24 protein-coding genes and 1 tRNA gene are annotated in these 24,056 nt (G+C 42.5%); 4 read left to right on the plus strand and 21 right to left on the minus strand.

The window, feature by feature from the left end; all coding sequences use genetic code 11:
• Position 1 precedes the first annotated feature (1 nt).
• On the plus strand, positions 2 to 1,441 hold the full coding sequence (locus tag O3655_RS06275; protein WP_049519745.1) for a TrkH family potassium uptake protein: 1,440 nt from the start codon (positions 2 to 4) through the stop codon (positions 1,439 to 1,441).
• 88 nt (positions 1,442 to 1,529) lie between these two features.
• Here O3655_RS06275 and O3655_RS06280 read toward each other — a convergent pair whose 3' ends face one another.
• The 5 genes from O3655_RS06280 to O3655_RS06300 form a co-directional block, all read right to left on the minus strand.
• Positions 1,530 to 2,459 (minus strand): ATP-binding cassette domain-containing protein, encoded by a 930-nt coding sequence (locus O3655_RS06280; protein WP_049519746.1) that lies wholly within the window; start codon positions 2,457 to 2,459, stop codon positions 1,530 to 1,532.
• A 10-nt stretch (positions 2,460 to 2,469) separates the two neighbouring features.
• Positions 2,470 to 3,537: an ABC transporter ATP-binding protein gene (locus O3655_RS06285; protein ID WP_049520607.1), complete on the minus strand. Its 1,068-nt coding sequence runs from the start codon at positions 3,535 to 3,537 to the stop codon at positions 2,470 to 2,472.
• Positions 3,538 to 3,545: 8 nt separating this feature from the next.
• Positions 3,546 to 4,472 (minus strand): oligopeptide ABC transporter permease OppC, encoded by a 927-nt coding sequence (gene oppC / locus O3655_RS06290; RefSeq protein ID WP_000103692.1) that lies wholly within the window; start codon positions 4,470 to 4,472, stop codon positions 3,546 to 3,548.
• Positions 4,472 to 5,968, minus strand: coding sequence for an ABC transporter permease (locus tag O3655_RS06295; RefSeq protein WP_049520606.1), 1,497 nt, complete (start codon positions 5,966 to 5,968; stop codon positions 4,472 to 4,474). The genes oppC and O3655_RS06295 overlap by 1 nt, the downstream gene beginning before the upstream one ends.
• Before the next feature lie 66 nt (positions 5,969 to 6,034).
• Entirely contained in the window at positions 6,035 to 8,014 is a 1,980-nt protein-coding gene (locus O3655_RS06300) for a peptide ABC transporter substrate-binding protein (RefSeq protein WP_049479469.1), read from the minus strand.
• Between the two features lie 298 nt (positions 8,015 to 8,312).
• Here O3655_RS06300 and O3655_RS06305 point away from each other — a divergent pair.
• A tRNA-Cys gene (locus O3655_RS06305) sits at positions 8,313 to 8,383 on the plus strand.
• A gap of 134 nt (positions 8,384 to 8,517) precedes the next feature.
• Here the strand turns inward: O3655_RS06305 and O3655_RS06310 are convergent.
• The 11 genes from O3655_RS06310 to O3655_RS06360 all read right to left on the minus strand — a co-directional run bounded on the left by O3655_RS06310 (position 8,518) and on the right by O3655_RS06360 (position 17,307).
• Positions 8,518 to 9,849: a hemolysin family protein gene (locus O3655_RS06310; RefSeq protein ID WP_033629308.1), complete on the minus strand. Its 1,332-nt coding sequence runs from the start codon at positions 9,847 to 9,849 to the stop codon at positions 8,518 to 8,520.
• Between the two features lie 135 nt (positions 9,850 to 9,984).
• The gene (locus O3655_RS06315; protein WP_033629307.1) at positions 9,985 to 10,809 is read right to left on the minus strand and encodes a DNA/RNA non-specific endonuclease; all 825 of its coding nucleotides are present in this window, start codon (positions 10,807 to 10,809) and stop codon (positions 9,985 to 9,987) included.
• Between the two features lie 40 nt (positions 10,810 to 10,849).
• A complete protein-coding gene (locus O3655_RS06320; protein WP_000739700.1) occupies positions 10,850 to 11,044 on the minus strand; it encodes a DNA-directed RNA polymerase subunit beta in 195 nt (64 codons plus the stop codon).
• A complete protein-coding gene (gene murA / locus O3655_RS06325) occupies positions 11,031 to 12,314 on the minus strand; it encodes a UDP-N-acetylglucosamine 1-carboxyvinyltransferase (protein WP_033629306.1) in 1,284 nt (427 codons plus the stop codon). Before murA ends, O3655_RS06320 begins: the two co-directional genes overlap by 14 nt.
• Positions 12,315 to 12,337: 23 nt before the next feature.
• Positions 12,338 to 12,568 carry a DUF1146 family protein gene (locus O3655_RS06330; protein WP_371641242.1) on the minus strand — a complete coding sequence of 77 codons (231 nt, stop codon included), beginning with the start codon at positions 12,566 to 12,568 and terminating at the stop codon, positions 12,338 to 12,340.
• Between the two features lie 55 nt (positions 12,569 to 12,623).
• A complete protein-coding gene (locus O3655_RS06335) occupies positions 12,624 to 13,661 on the minus strand; it encodes a SepM family pheromone-processing serine protease (protein WP_049501597.1) in 1,038 nt (345 codons plus the stop codon).
• The gene (gene coaD, locus O3655_RS06340; RefSeq protein WP_001280715.1) at positions 13,645 to 14,133 is read right to left on the minus strand and encodes a pantetheine-phosphate adenylyltransferase; all 489 of its coding nucleotides are present in this window, start codon (positions 14,131 to 14,133) and stop codon (positions 13,645 to 13,647) included. The genes O3655_RS06335 and coaD overlap by 17 nt, the downstream gene beginning before the upstream one ends.
• Positions 14,123 to 14,662 carry a 16S rRNA (guanine(966)-N(2))-methyltransferase RsmD gene (gene rsmD, locus O3655_RS06345; RefSeq protein WP_070656921.1) on the minus strand — a complete coding sequence of 180 codons (540 nt, stop codon included), beginning with the start codon at positions 14,660 to 14,662 and terminating at the stop codon, positions 14,123 to 14,125. The genes coaD and rsmD overlap by 11 nt, the downstream gene beginning before the upstream one ends.
• 64 nt (positions 14,663 to 14,726) lie before the next feature.
• Positions 14,727 to 15,719, minus strand: a complete 993-nt coding sequence (gene asnA / locus O3655_RS06350; protein ID WP_000747998.1) for an aspartate--ammonia ligase — start codon at positions 15,717 to 15,719, stop codon at positions 14,727 to 14,729.
• 109 nt (positions 15,720 to 15,828) lie between these two features.
• A complete protein-coding gene (locus O3655_RS06355; protein WP_001076870.1) occupies positions 15,829 to 16,512 on the minus strand; it encodes a Bax inhibitor-1/YccA family protein in 684 nt (227 codons plus the stop codon).
• 54 nt (positions 16,513 to 16,566) lie between these two features.
• A complete protein-coding gene (locus tag O3655_RS06360; protein ID WP_008289068.1) occupies positions 16,567 to 17,307 on the minus strand; it encodes an RNA methyltransferase in 741 nt (246 codons plus the stop codon).
• 33 nt (positions 17,308 to 17,340) lie between these two features.
• Between O3655_RS06360 and O3655_RS06365 the strand changes: the two genes are divergently transcribed.
• Complete coding sequence (locus O3655_RS06365) at positions 17,341 to 17,619, plus strand: acylphosphatase (protein WP_001174609.1); 279 nt, start codon at positions 17,341 to 17,343, stop codon at positions 17,617 to 17,619.
• 77 nt (positions 17,620 to 17,696) lie between these two features.
• On the plus strand, positions 17,697 to 18,626 hold the full coding sequence (gene yidC, locus O3655_RS06370; protein WP_049479479.1) for a membrane protein insertase YidC: 930 nt from the start codon (positions 17,697 to 17,699) through the stop codon (positions 18,624 to 18,626).
• 71 nt (positions 18,627 to 18,697) lie between these two features.
• On the opposite strand, the gene pflA is transcribed toward yidC, so the two are convergent.
• From pflA to rmuC, 5 genes are all read right to left on the minus strand, one after another.
• Entirely contained in the window at positions 18,698 to 19,492 is a 795-nt protein-coding gene (gene pflA / locus O3655_RS06375; protein ID WP_001288281.1) for a pyruvate formate-lyase-activating protein, read from the minus strand.
• Positions 19,493 to 19,612: 120 nt separating this feature from the next.
• The gene (locus tag O3655_RS06380) at positions 19,613 to 20,869 is read right to left on the minus strand and encodes a diaminopimelate decarboxylase (RefSeq protein WP_308697413.1); all 1,257 of its coding nucleotides are present in this window, start codon (positions 20,867 to 20,869) and stop codon (positions 19,613 to 19,615) included.
• Between the two features lie 66 nt (positions 20,870 to 20,935).
• On the minus strand, positions 20,936 to 21,763 hold the full coding sequence (gene purR, locus O3655_RS06385; RefSeq protein WP_002874197.1) for a pur operon repressor: 828 nt from the start codon (positions 21,761 to 21,763) through the stop codon (positions 20,936 to 20,938).
• A gap of 104 nt (positions 21,764 to 21,867) precedes the next feature.
• The gene (locus tag O3655_RS06390) at positions 21,868 to 22,809 is read right to left on the minus strand and encodes a 3'-5' exoribonuclease YhaM family protein (RefSeq protein ID WP_042903155.1); all 942 of its coding nucleotides are present in this window, start codon (positions 22,807 to 22,809) and stop codon (positions 21,868 to 21,870) included.
• Positions 22,799 to 24,055, minus strand: coding sequence for a DNA recombination protein RmuC (gene rmuC, locus O3655_RS06395; RefSeq protein WP_042903154.1), 1,257 nt, complete (start codon positions 24,053 to 24,055; stop codon positions 22,799 to 22,801). The genes O3655_RS06390 and rmuC overlap by 11 nt, the downstream gene beginning before the upstream one ends.
• Position 24,056: the final 1 nt, after the last annotated feature.

Below are 24,056 nucleotides of genomic sequence, written 5' to 3' on the forward strand. Positions count from 1 at the left end.
AATGAATAAAAGTATGATTCGTTACCTCCTCTCAAAACTTCTCTTGATTGAAGCTGTTCTTCTCCTAGTCCCTGTTAGTGTAGCAATCTATTACCAAGAATCCAGTCAAGTATTTATCGCTCTCTTTTCTACGATTGGAATTTTAGTCCTTCTTGGTGGTCTAGGTGTTTTACGGAAACCGAAAAATCAACGGATTTATGCCAAGGAAGGAGTCTTAATTGTTGCCCTCTGTTGGATTCTATGGTCTTTCTTTGGTGGCCTCCCCTTTGTCTTTTCAGGACAAATCCCCAGCATCATCGATGCCTTCTTTGAAATAAGTTCTGGATTTACGACGACTGGTGCTACTATCCTAACAGATGTTTCCATTCTTACTCGTTCCCTCCTCTTCTGGAGAAGTTTCACCCACTTGATTGGAGGGATGGGGGTACTCGTCTTTGCACTTGCCATTATGGACAATGCCAAGAATAGTCACTTGGAGGTGATGAAGGCTGAGGTCCCTGGACCTGTCTTTGGCAAGGTCGTATCCAAGCTAAAAAACACTGCCCAGATTCTCTATCTGCTTTATCTGGCTCTCTTCTCCCTTTTTGTGGTTATCTACTACCTAGCAGGTATGCCTCTCTATGATAGTTTTGTCATCGCTATGGGAACAGCAGGAACTGGGGGCTTTACCGTCTATAACGACGGAATTGCCCACTACGGTAGCTCACTCATCACCTATCTAGTTAGTATCGGAGTTCTGGTTTTTGGGGTTAACTTCAATCTCTACTACTACCTCATGCTCCGTCGGGTTAAGTCTTTCTTTGGAGATGAAGAACTACGAGCATATATAATCATTGTCCTAGTTTCTACCGGCTTGATTACTCTTAATACGCTCCACCTCTACCAAGGGGTCTCTAAAAGTGTTGAAATGGCCTTCTTCCAGGTTTCCAATATCATCACAACAACAGGTTTTGGTTACGGAGATATTACCAACTGGCCCCTCTTCTCCCAATTTATCCTCCTCTTCCTCATGGGAATCGGTGGATCAGCTGGCTCAACTGCAGGTGGTCTTAAGGTGATCAGAGGACTTATCCTCACAAAAATTGCTAAAAATCAAATTTTGTCCATCTTATCCCCTCACCGTGTCTTGACTCTCCACGTCAATAAAACTGTGATTGATAAGGATACCCAACACAAGATTCTTAAATATTTTGCTATCTATATGATGATTATTCTTTCTCTCATCTTTATCGTCAGTCTTGATAGCAATGATTTTCTAGTCGTGACCAGTGCTGTCTTCAGCTGTTTTAACAATATCGGACCTATTCTAGGTACAACCTCGAGTTTTGCCATCTTTAGTCCCATCTCTAAAATCCTCCTCTCCTTTGCAATGATTGCAGGTCGCTTAGAGATATACCCAATTTTGCTACTCTTTATGAAACGCACTTGGTCTAAACGCTAATTATAATACATTTCCCCTTTTACAAGCTAGTAGAAGGGGAATTTTTCTATTAAAAATGAGAAGACCTTTCGATCCTCTCCTAATTTGTTTATTCTTTAAGAGCTTTCTTGTAACGAGCAACTTCCGCTTGGTTAGCCCAAACATAGTGACCTGGACGAATTTCTACCATAGATGGCTTATCTGTCTCATAGTCATGTTGGTCAGGATCGTAAACTTTCAAGACCTTCTTGCGTTCCAAGATTGGATCTGGAATCGGTACAGCAGATAGAAGTGCTTGAGTGTATGGATGGACAGGATTGTTAAACAACTCCTCTGTCTCCGCCACTTCGACGATAACTCCCTTATAGATAACCGCGATACGATCTGAGATAAAGCGAACAACTGACAAATCATGCGCGATAAAGAGATAGGTCAAGCCCAACTCTTTTTGGAACTTCTTGAGCAAGTTCAAGACTTGCGCACGCACTGATACGTCCAAGGCTGAAATTGGCTCATCCGCAATAACGAAATCAGGTTCCATCACAAGGGCACGGGCAATCCCGATACGCTGACGTTGACCACCAGAAAACTCGTGTGGATAACGGGTCAAGTGTTCTTTCAAAAGTCCAACTTCATGAATCATCTTTTGAACTTTTTCTTTACGATCTTCTTCGTCTTTGAACAAGTGATAGTTGTAAAGACCTTCAGAGATGATATAGTCAACCGTCGCACGCTCATTCAAGCTGGCTGCAGGGTCCTGGAAAATCATCTGGATACGACGGATCAAGTCTGAGGATTCCTTATGAGATTTTTTTCCATTGATCTTATGACCATCAAAGATGATCTCACCTTTACTGGTATTATTTAGACCAATAATAGCACGACCAATCGTTGTTTTCCCACTACCAGACTCTCCTACAAGAGAGAAAGTTTCCCCCTTGTTGATAAAGAAGTTGGCGTTTTTAACCGCGACAAACTTCTTACTTCCTTCACCGAAGGAAATTTCTAAATCTTTAATTTCTACTAATTTTTCAGACATTTCCTTCCTCCTAGTCTTCTAGATGAGCAAAGCCCATTTTATCACGAATTTTGTCATGCAAATCTGCGATGACCCCAGGTTTTTCAACTTTAGGAGCATTCTCATGAAGCAACCAAGTCTTAGCCCAGTGAGTATCAGTGACTGAAAACTGAGGTGCTTTCTGTTCAAAGTCAATTTGCATCGCATAATCTGAACGAAGGGCAAAGGCATCACCTTTCAACTCAGTATAAAGAGACGGTGGTGTTCCTGGGATAGAGTACAATTCCCCTTTATCATCAGCAAGCTGAGGCAAGCTAGACAAGAGACTCCAAGTATATGGATGACGTGGGTCGTAGAAAACTTCCTCAACAGTTCCATATTCTACAATTTCTCCAGCATACATAACCGCTACCTTATCGGCAATACTTGCTACCACACCAAGGTCATGGGTGATAAAGATAATGGTAAAGTGGTACTCGTTCTGTAAAGTTTTAAGCAAATCAATGATTTGTGCTTGAATGGTTACATCAAGAGCCGTTGTTGGCTCGTCACAGATCAAGATATCTGGACGACAGGCAAGGGCAATCGCGATAACGATACGTTGACGCATCCCTCCAGAATATTGGAAAGGATACTCATCAAAACGTTTTTCAGCGTCTGGAATTCCGACCTTATTCATATAGTCGATTGCCATCTCTTTGGCTTCCTTAGCTGTTTTCCCTTGGTGTTTAACGATAACTTCAGTGATTTGGCTACCGATTGTATTGATTGGGTCCAAACTTGTCATAGGATCTTGGAAGATGGTCGCAATTTTAGCACCACGAATCTTCTCCCAATCCTTGTTAGAAGTAAGAGCTGTCAAGTCTTGTCCACGATAGTCGATACTTCCTTGGGCAATACGTCCATTGTCTTCTAACATCCCTGTAAAGGTTTTTGTTAAAACAGATTTACCAGAACCTGACTCACCTACCAAGGCAAGAACTTCCCCTTCAATCAGGTCTAGAGAAACTCCTCGGATAGCTGTCAGAACTTTGTCACGAACGTCAAATTCCACGACAATATCACGAGCAGTCAAAATTACATTTTTTCCTTTTATCATGCCTACTCCTATCTATGTGTACGTGGATCACTAGCATCCGCTAGGTTTTGACCAACAACGAAAAGAGATAGGGATACCAAGATCAAGGTTGTCAATGGAATCCAGAACAAGTAAGCGTTGGTCGTAACGTTTTGTGAGTAATCTGAGATCAAACGTCCCAAACTTGGCACTGTTACAGGTAATCCCAATCCAAAGAAGGAAAGGAAGGCTTCATAAGAGATAAAACTTGGCAACATCAAGGTCATCGTAGAAACAATAACAGATACCAATTGTGGCATGATGTTTTTAACAATGATTTTAAAGGTTGGTGTTCCAAGTGTTTGAGAAGCAAGGTTGTATTCCAAGTCACGGTAACGCATGATTTGGATACGAATCATATAAGCAATCCCAATCCAAGTTGTCACACTCATGGCAAAAATCAAATTCCAGAAACCAGCACCAATTGAGTAAGTCAAGACAATGACAATCAAGAGGGATGGAATGTTTGAAATAATGTTATAAACCTCCATCATGACGCGGTCAACGGATTTTGAAATTCCCCAGATTCCACCAACAATAACCCCAATCACAAGGTTGATAAAAGTTGCAATTACAGAGATGAGGATAGAGTTACGCGCACCAAACCAAACCCCGTCAAACAAGGATTTACCATTGCTATCTGTACCAAACCAATGTTCAGCATTGGGCTTGATAAAACGAGCAGAGAAGTCATTGACCTTACTTACATCGTTGAAGTCAAAATCTGAGAACATTGGGTAAATAAAGCTCATCAAGATAATAGCAACCAAAATTCCTAGCATAAAGACGGTTGATTTTTTCTTTAGAAATTGTCTAAATACAGAACCCCAGTATGAATAGGCAGGAGCATCAATTGTTTCAGAGGCAAAATCGTCACGTTTTACGAACTGAAATTTTTCTTTATCGATTGTTGACATTATTTGCCTCCTTTCTCTGTCAATTTAATACGTGGGTCAAGCATGGTCATCCAGATATCACCTACAAAGAGTGAGAAGATAGAAATACATGTGAAGATGAAGACAAGACCAACTACCATTGAGTTGTTTGATGCCTTAACAGAATCAATCAACATTTTACCCATACCTGGGAAAGCGAAGACCGTTTCTGTCAATGTTGCACCACCGATAACTCCGATTACGGCACCAGGAATACCTGAAACCAAAGGAACCATGGCATTTTTAAAGATGTGTTTATTTGAAATTTCTTTTTCAGACAAACCTTTTGCACGAGCAAAACGAACGAAGTCCTGAGATTGCAAGTCGATCATGTAACGACGAATCCAGATAGCCGTACTTGGTGCACCCAACAAACCTAGAATAACTGCTGGCAAGACATAAGAACGCCAATCTCCAGCACCCAAAATAGGGAATGAGTCAGGCAGACCAATGGATGATCCAATCAAGCGGACGATGTAAACCAAGGCAATCGTTGGAAGAGCAAGCAAGAAGGTTAGAGCACCTGTCGAGAAGCTATCAATCCAAGTATTCTTGTGGCGAGCCATAGCAGATCCAAGTGGAATCGCAATCGCATAAGAAATAATCAAACCAATCAAACCAGCAACCGCTGAGCTTGCAATCATTGATGGGTATTGGTAATTGCTTTCTGTAGCTGTATATGGATCATCCTTACCATAGTTGGCTACCTCACGCGCATCTGCTTGACTTGGAGATTTGTAGGTACGAGAGTAGATATCTACAGATGAAGTCTTTTTACCTGTAGGGAATTGAACTTCTGATGTCTTAGTTTGTCCCTGACCTTGTGTGATAACTTGAAGCACTGGTGTGTTTGCATAAGTTGGGTAAGAGTCACCCAAGTTAATGTTCACAAAGTTTTGGTGTACAAATGGAAATTGATTGTTGAAATACAAAAGGTATTTATGTTTTGTACCTGAGCCAACCAATGACCAACCGATAGCAGGGTCATTTTCAAAACGAAGATAGCGTTCCAAGTTTGGATTTTCAGGGTCCTGGATCTTGTTTGGATGATCAATATCAATCAAGTTGGCATAGAATTTGAAAACACGTTCAAAAATTGGAATTTCACGCGTAGCATAGAATTGACCACTTTCTGAGAACACACCGAGTGTCCAACCATTTCCTAGTTGGTTGATGTATTTTTCGTAGATTGCCTTATTGGTATCATTGGCATCCACTGTTACAGATGAGTCCATCGTGCTAGCTCTTTCTTGCAACTCTTTGGTATCGTAGTACTCGATATAGCCCATCCGTTCATAAACGGTATTTTCATAATTATCCCGCTTATCCGGTGTCGTTGCAATCTTGTTATAGTTGGTATCCTGCTTGAAAATCAGTTTTCGAGGAACCATCGTATAGATAATTGTGTAGGTCAAAGTTGTCACCAAGAAAATAGACAACAATGAACGCAATACACGCATAAAAATATATTTCTTCATATCGTTTCCTTTTAAAATCCCAAAAGAACCTTCTCCTCATGGAGAGAAAGTTCTCTTGAGAGTTATTTATTTAACGTGATTAGCCAATTCTTTTTGAACTTTTTCGTTTGATTCTTTTTTCTCTTTGAGCCATTTTTCACGAGCTTGTTCATAGTCAGCTTTTGTTACAACCTTATCTTGTAACTGAATATACTTGAAGTATACGTCTGAGCCCTTATCTCCAGATTGACTGTATGATGCAGAGAAAGGCACAACACGAGAAATGATTGGTGCAGCACCACTTGATGACATAGCTGGCAAGAAGAGTGAGCTATCTGTCAACCAAGCTTGGGCAGCCGCATATTTTTCATAACGAACATTCAAGTCACTTGTTTCTTTTCCTGCTTCATCAACTAACTTATCGTATTCTTTCAAACCAACTTGAGCTGCTGCAGCATTATCTGCACCTTCGTAACCCATATAGGTTTTTGTTTGTTCAGCATTCGTTGTTTTCAAGATATCAAGGTAAGTTGATGGATCTTCATAGTCAGGGTTCCATCCAACAGCACCTGAGAGATCCCAATCTTCTGCCGCAGCGCTTGCTGCATAGTATGTAATATTCTGTAGTTCATCTGTAGTGATTTGTTGGATATCGATGACTACGTTTTCTTCTCCAAGTACTGTCTCAACGGATTGTTTGAAGGATTGAATACGTGCGATATAGTTTTTAGATGTTTGGTCTACTGGGATATCCAAGTGGATAGGGAATTTCACACCTTCTGCTTCCAATGCTGTTTTAGCTTTGGCAAATTCAGCTTTGGCTTTATCGGCGTTGAAAAGTCCATCTTGACCATCCGCAAAGTTTACATTCTTCCATTCATCACCGTAAGCAGCCATCTTTTCAGTTACCAAGTCACCGAAAGTTTTTTCGCCTGCAGAGACAAAGTCTGGTTTCACAAAGAGGTTACGAACTGCAAGAGGAGCACCTTCCTTACCGTTAATTTGTGCTGAGTAAGAAGTACGGTCAAAGGCAAAGTTCAAAGCCTGACGGAAGTCCTTGTTAAGAAGGGCTTTCTTAGTAGAAATCTTCTCTTCATCAGTTGTCTTAGAAGTGTATTTGTAACCTTGACGGTCAATATTTACACCCAAACCACCAATACCTGGACCTGATGGAGTGTAGTAGATATTGTCTTTGTATGTTTCTTCTACCTTAGAGTAGTTTGAACTTGTTGGGAAGAGACGGGCATAGCTATAAGCCCCACTTGTAAAGTTACGTTCAATTGATTCTTGATCTGAACCATCATAGTAAGCAAGTGTTACTTTATCAAGATGAACATTGTCTTTGTCCCAATAGTTTTCATTCTTCACAAATTCGATAGATGACTTAGCAGTCAAACCTCTCAGCAAGAATGGTCCATTGTAAAGCAATGATGTAGGGTCAGTCGCTTTACCAAAATCAGATCCTTTTGATTTTTCAAATTCTTCGTTCAATGGCCAGAAGATTGAGTAGGCCAGCTTAGAGTTCCAGTATGGTTCTGGTTTGTTCAAAGTGTATTCAAGGGTGTAATCATCAACTGCTTTTACACCGACTGAAGCAAAATCTTTATTGTTTCCAGCTATATAGTCAGCTAGACCTTTAACTGAATCTTCTGCTAGATACTTAGCTGCTGATTTATTGTCAGCTGCGTGTTTCAAACCATTTACAAAGTCTTTGGCTGTTACTTCAGCATACTCTTCGCCATCAGATGTCATCCATTTGACACCTTTACGAATCTTGTAGGTATAAGTCAAACCATCTTTTGAAACTGACCAGTCTTCTGCAACTGCAGGAACTAAATTCCCATACTTGTCGTTTGTGAAAAGACCATCGATACCATTTGAAGTGGCGACCTTAGTACTTTGTTTCCCTGAAATGAGGTAATCCAACGTTTCTGGGTCAGCTGTATAAACATAGCCATAATTTTTTGGCGCTGTTGAATCAGATGATTTTGAAGAACCACAAGCAGCTAGTACTCCTGCCGCTAATAAAGCAACACCTGCTGCAACAAATACTCTACTTTTTTTCATGTTTTTAACTCCTCTTGAAAAATTTAGGCTTATTGGAAATTATAACATATATTTTTTAAAAAGTAAACGAATTTTCAGAATATTTTGGCGCATTTCCTCAAAAAACTTCTATTTGTCAAAATTTCTGCATTCTTTGTTTGTTTCTGCAAGAAATACTTTCTAGTCTGATCTTCTTTAGAAAGGGATTTTTACAAGCTTTTTCTCACTTCTTCGATCATCATCTGTTTTCCTAAATTGGATTTTAGAATAAGAAACTATTGACGGGAAATGATTTTCAAGGTATAATAATAAACGTTGAGGCGGTATAGCCAAGTGGTAAGGCACGGCTCTGCAAAAGCTTGATCGTCGGTTCAAATCCGTCTACCGCCTTTCAGTTCCTGAATGAACAGGAATTAACCAAATGAAAAGCTCGTAAAACCGGGCTTTTTTTATTATTCCTAATAAGTGGGGATAACTGAACCTACCATCTAGATTTACAAAAAGCAGTGACTCAAGTCACTGCTTTATTCTGTTTCTTCTTCAGGTTCTAGTTCTGTGATTTGAACTTTTACCTTGGTAACACGTCCATTTTTCACCTTATCATTGGTCAGGACGATTTGCTTGTTTTGACTGACCAGTTCATAACTGATTTTTTCAGTTGTTGGAATCGTACCAACACCCGTCAAATAATAACCGGCGATGGTATCCACATCATCGCTTTCTAGTTCGACACCAAAGTAGTTATTGAAGTCGTTAAGATTCATGGTTCCCTGTGCAATATAGGTGTCCTCACCGATTTGATGGACTTCGATTTCTGCTCGGTCTGTCTCATCGTCGATTTCTCCGACAATCTCCTCCAGCAGGTCTTCCAGTGTGACCAGTCCAGCCATACCACCGTATTCATCGAGCAAAATGGCCATTTGTCTTTGGGTATTTCGCAATTCTTTTAGCAAGTCATCCACAAAAATAGTTTCAGGAACAAAGAGTGGATCTTGTAAGATCTTCTTCCAGACAATGTTTTCAAAGCCATCTGCATAGGCAGCGTTTAGCAAACGCTTGGTATGAATCAAACCAATCACATTGTCCTTATCCCCATCATAAACAGGGATACGTGAGAAATTTTGCTTTAGAATACTTTGGATAATGGTTTGACTATCATCCTGAATATCCACCATAAAGGCATCCGTCCGAGGAACCATGACTTCTCTCGCCATCAGCTCATCTAGAGAGAAAATCCCTTGTAACATCTCGATTTCGTCTGCATCCAAAGTTTCCTCACTTTTGGTCAACATGTACTCAATTTCATCTCGAGTCATTTTTTCATCCGCATCATCAAAGGTCATTGGCGTTAAACGACTCAAGAGATTGGTTGAAGCAGATAACAACCAGACAAAGGGACTGACAATCTTCCCAAGCCCAATGATAATCGGAACAGAGCGAATGGCTAAGGCATCTTTTAGATTAAGGGCAATCCGTTTAGGATAGAGTTCACCAAAAACAATAGAGATGTAGGTCAAGAATGCCAAAGAGAGGAAACTTGCAATGGCATAAGCTGTTTCTCCATTCCCCATCCAAGAGGCAATTACTTGTCCAAGTGTATCTGCCAATTTTGCCCCTGACAAGATCGTGATCAAGGTGATACCGACTTGAATGGTTGATAAAAAGTGGTTAGGATTTTCAAGTACCTTTAACAAACGAATGTAACGTTTGTCTCCCTCTTCTGCCTTTTGCTCCACTCGGGAACGGTTTAGTGACACCATCGCCATTTCAGTGGCTGAGAAAAAAGCATTTAACAGGGTCAAGATAAATAACAATACAAACTGTAGCAACAAATTCTGACTGCTCGGGTCTTCCATAGTCCTTCTCCTAAAATAGTATCTTGTGTTCCATTATATCATAAAATCCCTCAGGATTCACATTATTTTTCATTTAAACAACAACTCCCCTGCCTCTAGAAGACAAAGGAGCTGTTTTTATAGTATCTATTGTTTCTAGTCCATCTCTGTTACTTGACCCGTTTGGTAATTAAGCTGGATTCCCTTTTGAACATTGGGGATTAGGACATTGAACTCCAATTCGCCATCTGAAGACTTGGCTTCGATTTGTGAAGCCGATGGAACTAGGTCCTCATTTGTTGCATAGTGGAGCGTCACCCGATAACGGACCCTCTTATTTTGGTCCAAGGCTTTTCTGACCAAACTCTCATAGTAGTTCTGACCTGTCGAATCTTCAGCCTGTGCTTGGTTTGCCCAAGCCGTCTGAACTGCAATATTCTTGGGATTGCTGGTAGAGGCATCAAAACCATCCAAACCACCTATCAAGGCATAGCCCAGCAGATGTCCTCTATCAACTGCATGTGTGTAGGCTCCCTTTAGATTCTTAACCTGATGCCATCCTGGTGGCGTCCAAGAGGTTGAGCCATTTCCAGTCTCTTCACGATTCTTATACTGCCGAGTCGCTTTGGATAAGATGGCATTGGCAACAGTTGGAACTGTTTCTTTTCCCACTGTCTTTGTTTTATTATCCGCATAGGGTTTGCTGGAAACCTTGGCATCTAGATTGGTTTTATTGCCATTGACAATGAAGGCCCCTGCTCCATTCCACTCGAGCCCCCCCTTGATTTGATTTTTGATTGACTCAGTTAAGACACTTTCAGCCAGCTCCTGACTGGGAGCTTCTGAAGCTTGTTTTTTCTGACTAACCTTGGTTCTAGGGGTGTTTGGCGCTGTCTGCATCTGCTTGATGTAGTAGCTTCCAGCAGCCAAGAGTAAGAATAGAAGTAACCCTATCAGAGCTTGTCTTGTTTTTTTGTCCATTTTTCTCCTTATATCTCTAGAAAAAGACTGGCCTCCCAGTCTAATTTCCTGTAAATTTACTAATCAATTCTTGCCATTTCGCTGGAGACAAAATCGCCCATGGATCCTGTCCCTTTCCTAGAATCCCGTAGCCAATCATCAAGCCGATTCCTAAGGCAAGGAATCCCAGCAAGAGTACAATAAAAATCAACAGTAAGCGACGGAGTACATAACGTATATTTTTATTCTTCTTCATCATTTGCCTCAATCCGCTGAATCTTCGCTCCTAGCTGAGCCAACTTCTCATGGAAGCGGTAGTAACCTCTGTCAAGGTGGACTAATTTACCAACAACTGTCTCTCCTTGCGCTACCAGACCTGTCAGAATCAAGGCCGCACTAGCACGAAGGTCCGTTGATAGAACTTCTGCCCCCTGTAAAGCCTGTCCCCCAACAATACGAGCTGTGTCACGGATAATCTCTGAGTGCAAGCCCATACGGCGCATTTCCTCCAAGTGTTGGAAGCGATTCTCAAACACCGTTTCCACCATGGTGGATTCCCCTTTTGCGACTGTCATAAGAGCTGTAAATTGCGCCTGCATATCTGTTGGGAATCCTGGATGTGGTAAGGTTTTTACATGAACAGCCTTGAGATTTTCAAGTTGAGAACGAATACGAATGCCTTCTGATTCCTCTGTCACTTCAACGCCCATTTCAAGGAGTTTTGAAATCAAGGGGCGATTGTGTTCCCAGACTGCATCGCGAACGAGGACATCTCCGCCAGTCATAGCTGCAGCCACCATAAAGGTTCCGGCTTCGATACGGTCCTGTACCACATTGTGGGTCGTACCATGGAGTTCCTCAACACCAGTCACTGTGATGGTTTCGGTACCAGCTCCCTTGACCTTGGCTCCCATTTCATTAAGGAGAATAGCAAGGTCAACAATTTCCGGCTCACGCGCAGCATTTTCGATGACCGTCACACCATCAGCTAGAGTCGCTGCCATCATCAGGTTTTGTGTTGCGCCAACACTTGGGAAGTCCATGTAGATATGAGCACCATGCAGGCGTTCTGCCTTGGCTTCGATGTAACCAGCTGTCTGGGTAATCTTTGCCCCCATAGCTTCCAAACCTTTGAGGTGGAGGTCGATTGGACGACTCCCGATGGTACATCCCCCTGGCATAGAAACTTTGGCATGGCCTACACGAGCAAGGATTGGTCCCAAGACAACGATGGATGCCCGCATCTTGCTGACATACTTGTATGGAGCTTCCTCCGTGATATCACCAGTCGCATCAACCTCGACAACATGAGCTTCCTCATCAAAGTCCACCTTGGCATTCAGACCTCGAACCACTTGATTCATGGTGAAAACATCTGACAAGATTGGGACGTTCTGCAAGACTGTCTTACCCTTGCTTGCTAGAATTGTCGCTGCCAACAAGGGCAAGACTGCATTCTTTGCTCCCTCGATCGTCACACTCCCGACCAGACGATTATCTCCGCCTTGAACCACAATTTTTTCCATAGTTGTTTCCTTTACTTTTGATTTTATAATAGTCCTCTAAGTGCTTCTTGCCACAGTTGGTACAAACCGATAAAGAATGAACTCAAGATGTAGCCCATCACCATACTAAAGAAGCCTACCAACAAACGAACTTTTTTTGTGTTAGTAGCGGTCACTTTTAAAACCTTTTCCCATCTCACAAGATCCTTCAAAAGGTAAAAACTCAAATAAATAAAGAGTATATGACTACTTAGAGTGAATAATAATTGAACCATTTGACTATTATACCATCTTATCCGCTTGCGCGCTAGTTTTCAATTTTTCTACGAATTAGGGATTGTTTTTAAGGTAATCAATCGCATCCTGCAAGGTCTTAACGGGAACGATTTTCATCTCTGTTTTGATCGTTTTAGCAGCTTCTAGGGCTGTTTCATAGTTGCTTTTCGCATTGGGATCTGCTTTTTTTGCTTCCTCAGTGACTGGATTGTCAGGAGCAAAAAAGATGTTAGCTCCCTGACGAGAGGCTGCAACCACTTTTTTGTCAATTCCACCGATGTCTCCAACATTTCCATCGCGATCAATGGTTCCCGTTCCCGCAACGACGCGGCCATTACGAAGTCCTGGATCTGCTATCTGGGTGTAAATAGCGAGACTAAACATGAGACCGGCACTTGGCCCGCCGATACCAGCTGTTGAAAAGCGAATTGGAACATCACTGGTCACTTCCGTACGGTCAATCAAGCCAATCCCAATCCCGTTTTTCCCGTTTTCGAGAGTGATAATTTTACCTTCTGCAGACTTGACTTTTCCGTCTTCCTCATAGGTTACCTTGACCGTGTCTCCTAATTGTTGAGAATTGACATAGTCGACCAAGTCTTTTGAACTGTCAAATGTTTTGTCATTAACAGCCGTCACGGTGTCTGCTATGTTCAGAATGCCCTTAAAAGTTGAATTGTCCGTCACGGTCAAGACATAAACTCCCAGATACTTGAGTTCGATATCCTTTCCAGCCGTCTTCAATCCTTGATACTTGGCCATGTTTTGGGACGTTTGCATGTAGAACTGATTGATCCGCATAAACTCTGCATCAGTAGAGCCACCCGTAGTCTCCTTGGCACTTCTAATATCTGTGAAAGGTGTTAACCAAGCATAGACAAGATGCGATAGGGTTGCGTGTCGAATACCGACTGTTACAAACTGGTAAGCTCCTGCTTCTGTGTCTTCTGTTTCATTGACTTTCAAAACGCGACGAATATCTTCCGCTCCACCTGGAACTTCTATGTAGTAAGGTAAAGGTACTACAAAGGCTAAAAAAGTCAATACTAGTGCTAGGATGACATATAAGGGCCATCTAGTTTTTTTCTTCATGTTCTAATTCCTCCACAACACTGTTTGGGACATATTGCTGAATCTCCTGACCAAACTTCAGAAGTTCTCTCACGGCCGAAGAGCTGATATAAAGATGCTCTGGGCGGCTATATAGGTAAATGGTTTCGATTTCTGGAGCCAGTTGATGATTGTAGTAGTCAAAGCTAGACTCGTATTGCAAGTCGGTGGTATTTCGCAAGCCACGGACAAGGGTCTTAGCACCCAGTCTTCTTGCAACATCAACGACTAGTTGATCATGAGAAGCCAGCACCTCTACATTATCTAAATGCGCCACCGCTTTTTCGACTGCCCGTTTGCGGTTTTCAACAGGGAGAAAGCCTTGTTTGTGGGGATTGTAGAACACCCCGACATAGAGCTTATCAAAGAGTTTGCTGGCACGTTCAATGATATCCAGATGTCCATTTGTCATAGGATCAAATGAACCTGTAAATAATCCAATTTTATCTGACATAGACCGTCACCTTACTAATCCCATATATTTTTTCCTTCCAGATACCTAAGCAGGCGATTTCTTCTGGTAGTTCTACAGACTTATCGGTTTCACAGACAACCATGATCTCTTCGGAGAAAAGGTTTCTTTCTGCCATTTTTTCGATATCTGCAACGATTTGTTCCTTGGCATAGGGAGGGTCTAAAAAGACCAGGTCAAAGGGACCTTTCACTTGCTCCAAGGCTCGGTCAGCCTCCATCTTTAAGAACTGAAATTTGGAAGCTTCCTTGGTCATTTGGATATTTTCAGCGATGACAGCTTGTGCCTTTCGATCCCGTTCCACTAAGACAGCATGGGACATCCCACGCGAGACTGCCTCAATGGATAAGCCACCACTGCCAGCATAGAGATCCAAAACACGACCACCCTCAAAATAGGGACCTATCATGTTAAAGATAGCTCCACGCACCTTATCTGATGTCGGCCTCGTCGTCTTGCCTTCTAGCGTCTTGAGGGGACGCCCTCCGTAGATTCCTGATACGATTTTCATACCGTTTATTATACCAAATTATAGGCAAAAAGAGAAAGAAAACCGAACCTTGCGGTTCGATTCTCTACAAAATATTTTCGTACGTATCGCGAACTTCTTGAGGCCAAACACTGGTCTGAACCTCTCCGATGTGTTTCTTACGAAGAAGGAACATGGCCATCCGAGACTGTCCGATCCCTCCACCGATTGTCAGTGGAAAAAGGCCGTTAAGCAGGGCTTTATGCCATTCCAGCTCAAGACGATCTTCGTCTCCTGTAAGAGCCACTTGGCGACGAAGGGTATCCTCATCTACCCGAATCCCCATTGATGAAAGTTCAAAGGCACAACCAAGAGATTCGTTCCAAACGAGAATATCGCCATTCAACCCCTTGTAGCCATTTTCAGACTCTGTTGTCCAGTCATCGTAGTCAGGTGCACGGCCATCATGAGGTTTTCCGTCAGGCAACTCGCCACCGATACCAATCAAGAAGACTGCACCAAACTCTTTACAGATTGCATTTTCACGCTCTTTCGGTGTTAGATCTGGATAGCGTTCCACCAACTCTTCTGTGTGAATGAAGGTGATTTGTTTTGGCAAGATGGATTCGATATCGTAGCGGGCTTCTACGGCTAGCTCTGTCAGACGGATAGCCTTGTAAATCTTCTCAACAGTTTCCTTGAGATAGGCGATATTGCGTTGACCATTTGGGATAACCTTCTCCCAGTCCCACTGGTCCACATAAACTGAGTGGGTCGCATCAAGCGAATCTTCGTCTGGACGAAGGGCCTTCATGTGAACAAATAGACCCTCACCTTCACCGAAACCAAAACGAGCCAAGGTGTGGCGTTTCCATTTGGCAAGTGAGTGAACGACTTCATAGGTTTCATCTGGAATCTGCAAAACCTTGACAGATACTGGATTTTCGACACCTGACAGGTTGTCCTGCATCCCATCTCCGACCTTGCTCAAGATAGGACCTTGAACTTCAACAACTTCTAACTTATCTTTCAAATACTGGGTAAAGGTATTTTTAACAAAGGAAATTTCTTCTTGTTGATGAATAAAACTTTTCTTCATAAACAGCTCCTCAAAAATTAGTTAAAAGCATTATACACCTATTTCCAAGAAAAGAAAAGAGTAAATAAGAAAAAGTCAGTGCTCTTTTGAACACTGACTCTGACATTCATTAATCGTTTCGACCAAAGATTCGTAAGATGCTAAGGAAGAGGTTGATAAAGTCTAGGTAGATGCTAAGCGCCATTGAGATGACCCATCCTGTCGCTACTTGTCCTCGTGACTGTTCATAAACATAGCGAATCTTTTGGTTGTCCCAAGCAATCAAACCTGAGAAGACCAAGACCATGGCAATACTAATCATGTAGTCAAAGAAGCTATTGGCTAAAAATAGATTCACAACCATGGCAATGATGAGACCAACAAGCGCCGCCATCAAAGCTCGGCCCATTCCACTCAAATCTTTCTTAGTGAAAATTCCGATTGCCGCCATGACAAAGAAGAGAAGGGCGCTGGATACAAAGGCTGATAAGACGGTCCCAGGTGTATAGAAGGCTACGACAAAGCTAAGGGTAAAACCATTTAAAACAGAATAAACTAAAAATACTGGGAGAGCTGCTGGGCTATTTTTTGCAGCCATGCTACTTGCAACAAAGACTAGAGCAAGTTCTGCAAAAGTTGCAATCATCAACCAGAGACGGCCATGCATTAAAAAGTAGACTAATTGGGACTGAAAGACTGTCAACATCAAAGCTGACACGAGAGCCGATAGACCAATCCCAAGTCCCACAAAAGCATAAACCTTAGCGTAAAATTGATTAAGACCTGAACGTTCTTGAATAATCGTTTGATTCATTCTGATTCTCCTTTTTCTATAAATATGTCTTGATTATAACAAAGATTTTATAAATTAGCTAAAATAAAACATCAAAATTCCTGCTGCAACTGCTACGTTGAGACTTTCTGCTCGGCCTTTCATGCCAATATGAACCAGCTGATCAGCACTCTCAGCCATGACAGAACTAATCCCCTGCCCTTCATTTCCCATGACTAAAACAAAGTTCTCTAGTGAAGAAAGCTCACGATAATCCTTTGACTCTCTCGATAAGGTCGTTGCCAGAATGGGCAAATTGCTCTTCTTTGCCTCTTCTACAAAGCTGACAAGAGGCATACGATAGATAGGCAAATGAAAATGACTTCCTTGCATGGAACGCAGGGTCTTGAGACTGTATATATCTGCTGACTTGTCTGAAACAATAACCCCTGTAAAACCTGCCGCATCCGCCGTCCGAATCATGGTGCCCACATTACCAGGATCTTGAACATCCTCTAAAAATAGATACTTGCCCTGATGGAGATCAGGCAGTCCCACTTCTTCTTTTTGAATCACTGCAACAATGCCTTGAGGAGTTTGCGTATCTGCCAAATCTAGCAAAATCTCCTCTGAAACCCAAATAGTTTGAGGAAAAGCAACTAGCTGATCTCGGTAACTTTCTAGGGCAAAGACCTTTTCAATCGTCACTCCTGCTTGAACAGCTTCTTCGAATAAGTGCCAGCCTTCAATCAAATAAGCAGACTTTCGATATTTTTTTTGATGTAATTTCTTGGCATTTTTTACCACAGAATTGGCTTTTGAGGTTATAATAGTCATAGAAATATTATAACACAATCAAAGGGGTTTGGTATGCAAAAGGTTAGAATGATTGCCCAAGGCAGGGTGCAGGGTGTTGGTTTTCGTTGGGGTGTTGTTACTTTAGCTCTTGAAATCGGTGGCATCACTGGTCGTGTCTGGAATAACGACGATGGCACAGTGGAAATTCTTGCTCAGGCAGACTCCTCTGCCACTATGGCAAAATTTATCCAAGAAATCCGAAAAGGTCCGACACCTTTTTCAAAAGTTACCTATCTAGATGTACAAATGAGCAACTTTTCATCCTATTCGGACTTCAAAGTCGCAAATTAGGTCTCTAGAACTATTGTATATTTTACAAAAAAACAGTAGAATAGAAAGGTATAATTTTTAAAGAAGGAATGAAAACATTGAAATCTATTAAACGTTTTGCCCTCTCTGCTATGGGAGTGGCTATGCTACTCGTCTTGACAGGCTGTGTCCAAGTAGACAAAGCCACAGGACAACCTACAGGATTGATTTGGAATACCATCGGAGCACCTATGGCTGAAGCTATCAAGTACTTCGCTACTGATAAAGGTCTAGGCTTTGGTGTGGCTATCATCATCGTAACCATCATCGTGCGCTTGATTATCTTGCCACTTGGTATCTACCAATCATGGAAGGCAACGCTTCACTCTGAAAAGATGAATGCCCTCAAACACGTGCTTGAACCACATCAAACACGTCTCAAAGAAGCAACCACTCAAGAAGAAAAACTAGAAGCACAACAAGCTCTCTTTGCAGCTCAGAAAGAACATGGCATTAGCATGTTCGGTGGTGTAGGATGTTTCCCTATCCTCATTCAAATGCCTTTCTTCTCTGCTATCTACTTTGCAGCCCAATACACTGACGGGGTAGCTAGCTCTACCTTCTTGGGTATCGATCTTGGTTCACCAAGTCTGCTCCTTGTCGCTTTCGCTGGTATCCTCTACTATCTCCAATCACTTCTTTCACTTCATGGAGTAGAAGACGAGATGCAAAGAGATCAACTAAAAAGAATGATTTACGTGAGTCCACTCATGATTGTCGTCTTCTCCCTCTTCGCACCAGCCAGTGTGACGCTTTACTGGGTTGTCGGTGGTTTCATGATGATTCTCCAACAGTTCATCGTTAACTATGTTGTTCGTCCAAAACTCCGCAAAAAAGTTCGTGAAGAATTTGCAAAAAACCCACCAAAAGCAAGTTCATTTTCAACTGGAGGCGGACGCAAAGATGTCACTCCAAACCAAGCAACTGCGATCATGACTAATAAGAAACATAAAAAACGCAATGCTGGTAAACAACATTCTAGAAAATAAGAAAAAGGCTTAGCTGAGAGGCTAAGTCTTTTTGCATCACAAAAGCCCGATGTCTCCATCAGGCTTCTTTTTTATCCATGAACACGTTTCATGTAATCTTGGTAACTTTCTGTATCCATCAATTCCTTGGCATTCTTGACACGGTCTGCTGTTGGAGGTTTGACCCCTTCAAGCGAATAAGGAATCCCAAGTTCACGCCACTTGAATTCTCCCATCGTATGATAAGGTAGGATTTCAAACTTGTCAACATTTTTGAGGGTCTTGACAAACTTACCAAGTTCGATCAAATCCTCATCTCTATCTGTCAATCCTGGAACCAGCACGTGGCGAATCCAAACAGGCTTCCCGATATCTGATAGGTACTGGGCACAGGCCAAGATGTTCTTATTGGTTTGACTGGTTACAATCTTGTGCTGTTCTTCGTTGATTTCCTTGATATCCAAGAGAACCAAGTCTGTCACCGCCATGAGTTTATTAAACTTTTCGAGATAACGTGGCTTGTTACGGAATGGAAGGGCACAGGTATCCAAGGTACAGTGGATTCCTTTTTCCTTGGCCTTGGTAAAGAGGGCAATTAGGAAATCAATCTGTAAGAGGGCTTCTCCTCCACTAACAGTGATTCCTCCCTTGTCTCCCCAAAAACCACGGTAGCGAAGAGCTTCTGTCAAGACATCGTCTACTGTCCGTTCGCGTGATTTATTGGTTTCCATAGCCCATGTATCAGGGTTATGACAGTACTGGCAACGCATGTGACAACCCTGCAAAAAGACAATAAACCGAATCCCAGGGCCATCTACCGCCCCAAAACTCTCTGTCGAATGCACCATTCCTGTCACTTGTCCATAGTCAATTGTTTCTTCAGACATATCGTCACCTTCCTTGAAACCGTTTTATAGTTTTATTATATCATGAGTGAGATGAAAAACAAGGTTTTTTGTCTATTTTTTAGAAAGCAATCTGTTTTTCACTTTCATTTTCAATTTCTTTTAATGATCTGGTTCAAAATCAAAACCATACAAGGTTGCGAAATAGTCCTCAGGGCGCTCTGCACGGCGGATTTGGCGGGCTTTTCCTTCTTCGGTATAGAGAATTTCTGCCGAGCGTAGTTTGGCATTGTACTGGTAACCCATAGAGAATCCATGTGCACCTGTATCATGAATCACCAGCAAATCACCGATTTCTGTATGAGGTAGTTCGCGATTCACTGCAAATTTATCATTGTTTTCACAGAGTGAACCGACCACGTCTACCACCTCAACTGGTCCGTCTGGTTGCGTCAGATTGCTGATATGATGATAGGCACCGTACATGGCTGGTCGCATGAGGTTGACTGCTGATGCATCCACACCTAGATAGGTACGATAGGTTTTCTTTTTATGGGTGACTTTTGTGACGAGAACTCCGTGGGGTGCCAGCATAAAACGTCCCAATTCAGTGAAAATCTTGACCTGACCAAGACCTACTGGCGTAAGGACTTCTTCATACACCTTACGCACCCCTTCACCAATCATCGCAATATCATTTGGCTCCTGATCTGGGCGATAGTTGACACCGATTCCGCCAGAAAGGTTAATAAAGTCCAGTGAAATGCCCAATTTTTCCTTGATTTCCACAGCTAATTCAAAGAGCTGACGTGCCAACTCTGGATAATAGAGATGGGTGACAGTATTAGATGCTAGGAAAGAGTGAATCCCAAAAGTCTTAGCTCCTTTTTCCTTTAAGATGGCAAAAGCTTCAAAAAGCTGATCCTTGGTCATGCCAAACTTAGCTTCCCCGGGATTGTCCATGATATCTGTTCCTAGCTCAAAAACGCCTCCAGGGTTGTAACGGCAAGAGATGATTTCTGGAATGCCTGCCGCTCGCTCCAGATGTTCAATGTCTTCAAAGGCATCCAAGTTAATGGTTGCACCCAATTCACGCGCATAGGTGTACTCTTGGTCTGGGGTATTGTTAGAAGAGAACATGATCTCAGAACCCGGAAAATCCAGTTTATGGCTCATCAAGAGCTCTACATAACTAGAACAGTCCACACCACAACCTTCCTCTTGGAGGATTTTCAAGATGGCTGGGGTTGGAGTGGCCTTGACGGCAAAATATTCTTTGAATCCCTTATTCCAAGAAAAGGCCTTGTTGACGGCTCTTGCTTTTTCACGAATCCCCTTCTCGTCATACAAATGAAAGGGAGTCGGGAACTCTGCAACAATTGTTTCTAAATCTTCACGGCTGATAAATGGTGTTTTCATAAGCATCTTTCTATTCTATTTGCAAAGAAAGGCTGGGACAATCGTTCCAACCTTTAGTTCTATCTCTTATTTGTCTTCGTCAAAGATATTTCCAATCTCAACATCGATGGATTGGTTCTTAACATCAATATTGGTTACTTTCAAGAGTGACTTGTAATCGAACTGCTTTTCACGTTCTTCTTGGGCATTGTCTGCAAAGACTGCGACACCAGCCAACTCTGAATCAAACTCACGCAAGAGACTAATCATCCCGTTGACAGTTCCGCCACCTTTCAGGAAGTCATCCACGATCAAGACACGACTGCCTGCCTTGAGACTGCGTTTTGAAAGGAACATTTTCTCAATGCGGTCACCGCTGGAACCTGAAACATAGTTGACGCTGACCGTTGAACCTTCGGTAATTTTCAAGTCACGGCGCACAATGACAAATGGAACATTGAGGACATTGGCAACTGCATTTGCGAGCGGAACCCCTTTAGTTGCTACTGTCATAACGGCATCGATTTTTTGGTCCATAAAGCTCTTGGCAATGATGCGCCCAATATTTTTCAAAATGGCAGGTGTACTGAGCAAATCAGACAGGTAGATGTAGCCACCTGGCAAGATACGGTCGCTTTCTGAAAGTTTGTCACGCAAGTCTGCGATCATTTCTTTGGCTTCATGGCTAGAGATGGATGGTGTGAAGATAACGCCCCCACCTGCTCCAGTCACTGTCTGGATATGGCCGATTTCGATTTCTTCAAAAGCACGCTTGATAATCACGATGTCCTCTGAAATCGATGATTTAGCAGATTCGTACTTTTCCGCAAAGGTATTGAGACTGGTTAGTTTGTATGGATTATTAATCAAATAGTTGGAAATGACAACCATCCGATCACTTCTTCTTAATTTCATTTTTATTTACCATTCCATTTAATTTTGATATTTTATCCATTATACCACATTCACATAAAAAAACGAACATTATTGCGTAAAAAATGCTCGTTTTTCTTAAATTATTAATCTAAATCTGGTTTATAGAAGGAACGATTGTCCATGGCGAAGATTTTGTTGGTCATCTCTCCTTTGTCCACCAAAGCAAGAGCTGTTGACATCATCATCATGCTGGCATCTAGATTATCAATCATATGGATAATCTCTGCCTCCATAATGCGTGGTCGGACTGGACTTCCATACTCTAGCAAGCCATGGTGGCTGAGGATGACATGGCGCAGTAGCACCACTTCTTCTCTGGTATCATCGATGCCGAGTTCCATGACTGTCTTGGTAATTTCACTATCGATGAGGGCAATATGGCCAAGTAGATTGCCTCGAACTGTGTACTCCGTCTGATCGGGACCACTGAGTTCTAAAACCTTAGCCAAGTCGTGCAGCATAATCCCCGCATAGAGTAGGCTCTTGTTGAGCTGAGGATAAATCTCACTAATAGCATCTGCCAAGCGCACCATGGTTGCTGTATGATAGGCCAAACCCGTTTCAAAGGCGTGGTGGTTGGTCTTGGCAGCCGGATAGGAGTAGAATTCCTTATCATACTTGGTGTAGAGACTACGAACGATACGCTGCCAGACAGGATTTTCAATCTTGAAAATCATTTGCGACATGTAGTCACGGATTTCCTTGACATCAACTGGTGACTTGACCTTGAAGTCAGCTGGATCATTGGGTTCCCCAGGCTGAGGCAAGCGGAGAGTAATTTGATTGACTTGAGGAGTGTTGTTATAAACTTCTCGACGTCCCTGCATGTGGACGACTTTCCCTGCGGTAAAGGCCTCAACGTTATGAGGTTGGGCATCCCAGAGCTTCCCTTCAATCTCGCCGCTATCGTCTTGGAAGGTAAAGGCTAGGTAGTTTTTCCCAGCACGCGTCTGTCTTAGGTCAGCTGACTTAATCAGGTAAAAACCTTCAAACAGCTCATCTTTTTTCATGTGACTAATCTTCATATTCTTCCTCATCTTCTTGGAAATGGAGTAGATCAAGCGCAGGCTCACCTTCTGATAATTCAATGTGACGGAGCGTCCGCTCGATAGCTGTGGTACGACGGTTTAATAATTCATCAATATTGCCAGAGGCATGTTGGAGATGCTTTTGTGCCTTGACCAGAATGCCACCAAACTTGCCAAACTCGGTCTTGACACTAGCAAGAGTCTTGCTGATATGATCTGCACTCTTTTGGATATTGAGAGTTTTGAAGCCAACTGATAGGGAATTAAGCAGGGCTGATAGGGTACTTGGACCCGCGACAATAATCTGCTCCTCCCGTCTCAAATCATCAAAGAAGACCGGATTGCGAACAATCTCTGAGTAAAGTCCTTCTGTCGGAACAAACAAGACTCCAAAATTGGTCGTTCGAGGCGGCGCCAGATACTTGCTCTTGATATCCTTGGCAAAGCGCTTGACGCTTGCTAAAAGTGACTTGCGACAACGTTCGATTTCGTCCTTATCGCCTGCTTCATAAGCTTCTTCTAAGCGGTAATAATCCGCCAGTGGAAACTTGGAGTCAATCGGTAAATAAACATATTCCTGGTCACCCTGTCCAGGTAACTTGATGGCATACTCTACTCGTTCACTGGAGTTTTCAACCGTTGCAAATTCTCGTTCGTACTGGGCAGGTGTCATGATGTCTTCGATGATTTGCCCCAGTTGCAATTCACCCAGAATCCCTCGCGTCTTGGTTCCAGAGAGAACCTTATTAAGTGCACCAACATCACGGGCAACTGTCTGCATCTCTCCAAGACCACGATTGACAGACTCCAGTTGCTTGGAAACTGTCTCGAAGGAAGCCTGCAAGCGCGTCTGCAAGGTCTTTTCCAACTTTTCCTCGACCGTCTGGCGCATTTGTTCCAAACGTTGCTCATTTGATTCTTGCAGAGCTTGGAGACGTTGGTCAGTCTTGTCTCTAGTTTGCAAAAGATTATCTGTCATTTCTTGACGGACTTGCGTCAGGCCTTGGTGCAACTCCATTCGCACTTCTTGCAAACGGTCGCTGACAGCCACTTCCAAGTCTTTTTGATCTAGCTGACTGGCTTGTCTGGCTTGTTCAAAGCGATAATCCAGTTGATCTGAAAGATTGTCTGCCTGATCCTCCAAGCTCTTGGCTAGGTACTTGTCTTGCTTATCCTGCCTTTGCCAAATCAGAAAGAGTCCAGCTAGGTTAGCAATTAATAATAGTAATAATACAGTCTCCATC

It is taken from the genome of Streptococcus sp. 27098_8_70 (assembly GCF_041432215.1).
Taxonomy (GTDB): domain Bacteria; phylum Bacillota; class Bacilli; order Lactobacillales; family Streptococcaceae; genus Streptococcus; species Streptococcus oralis_CP.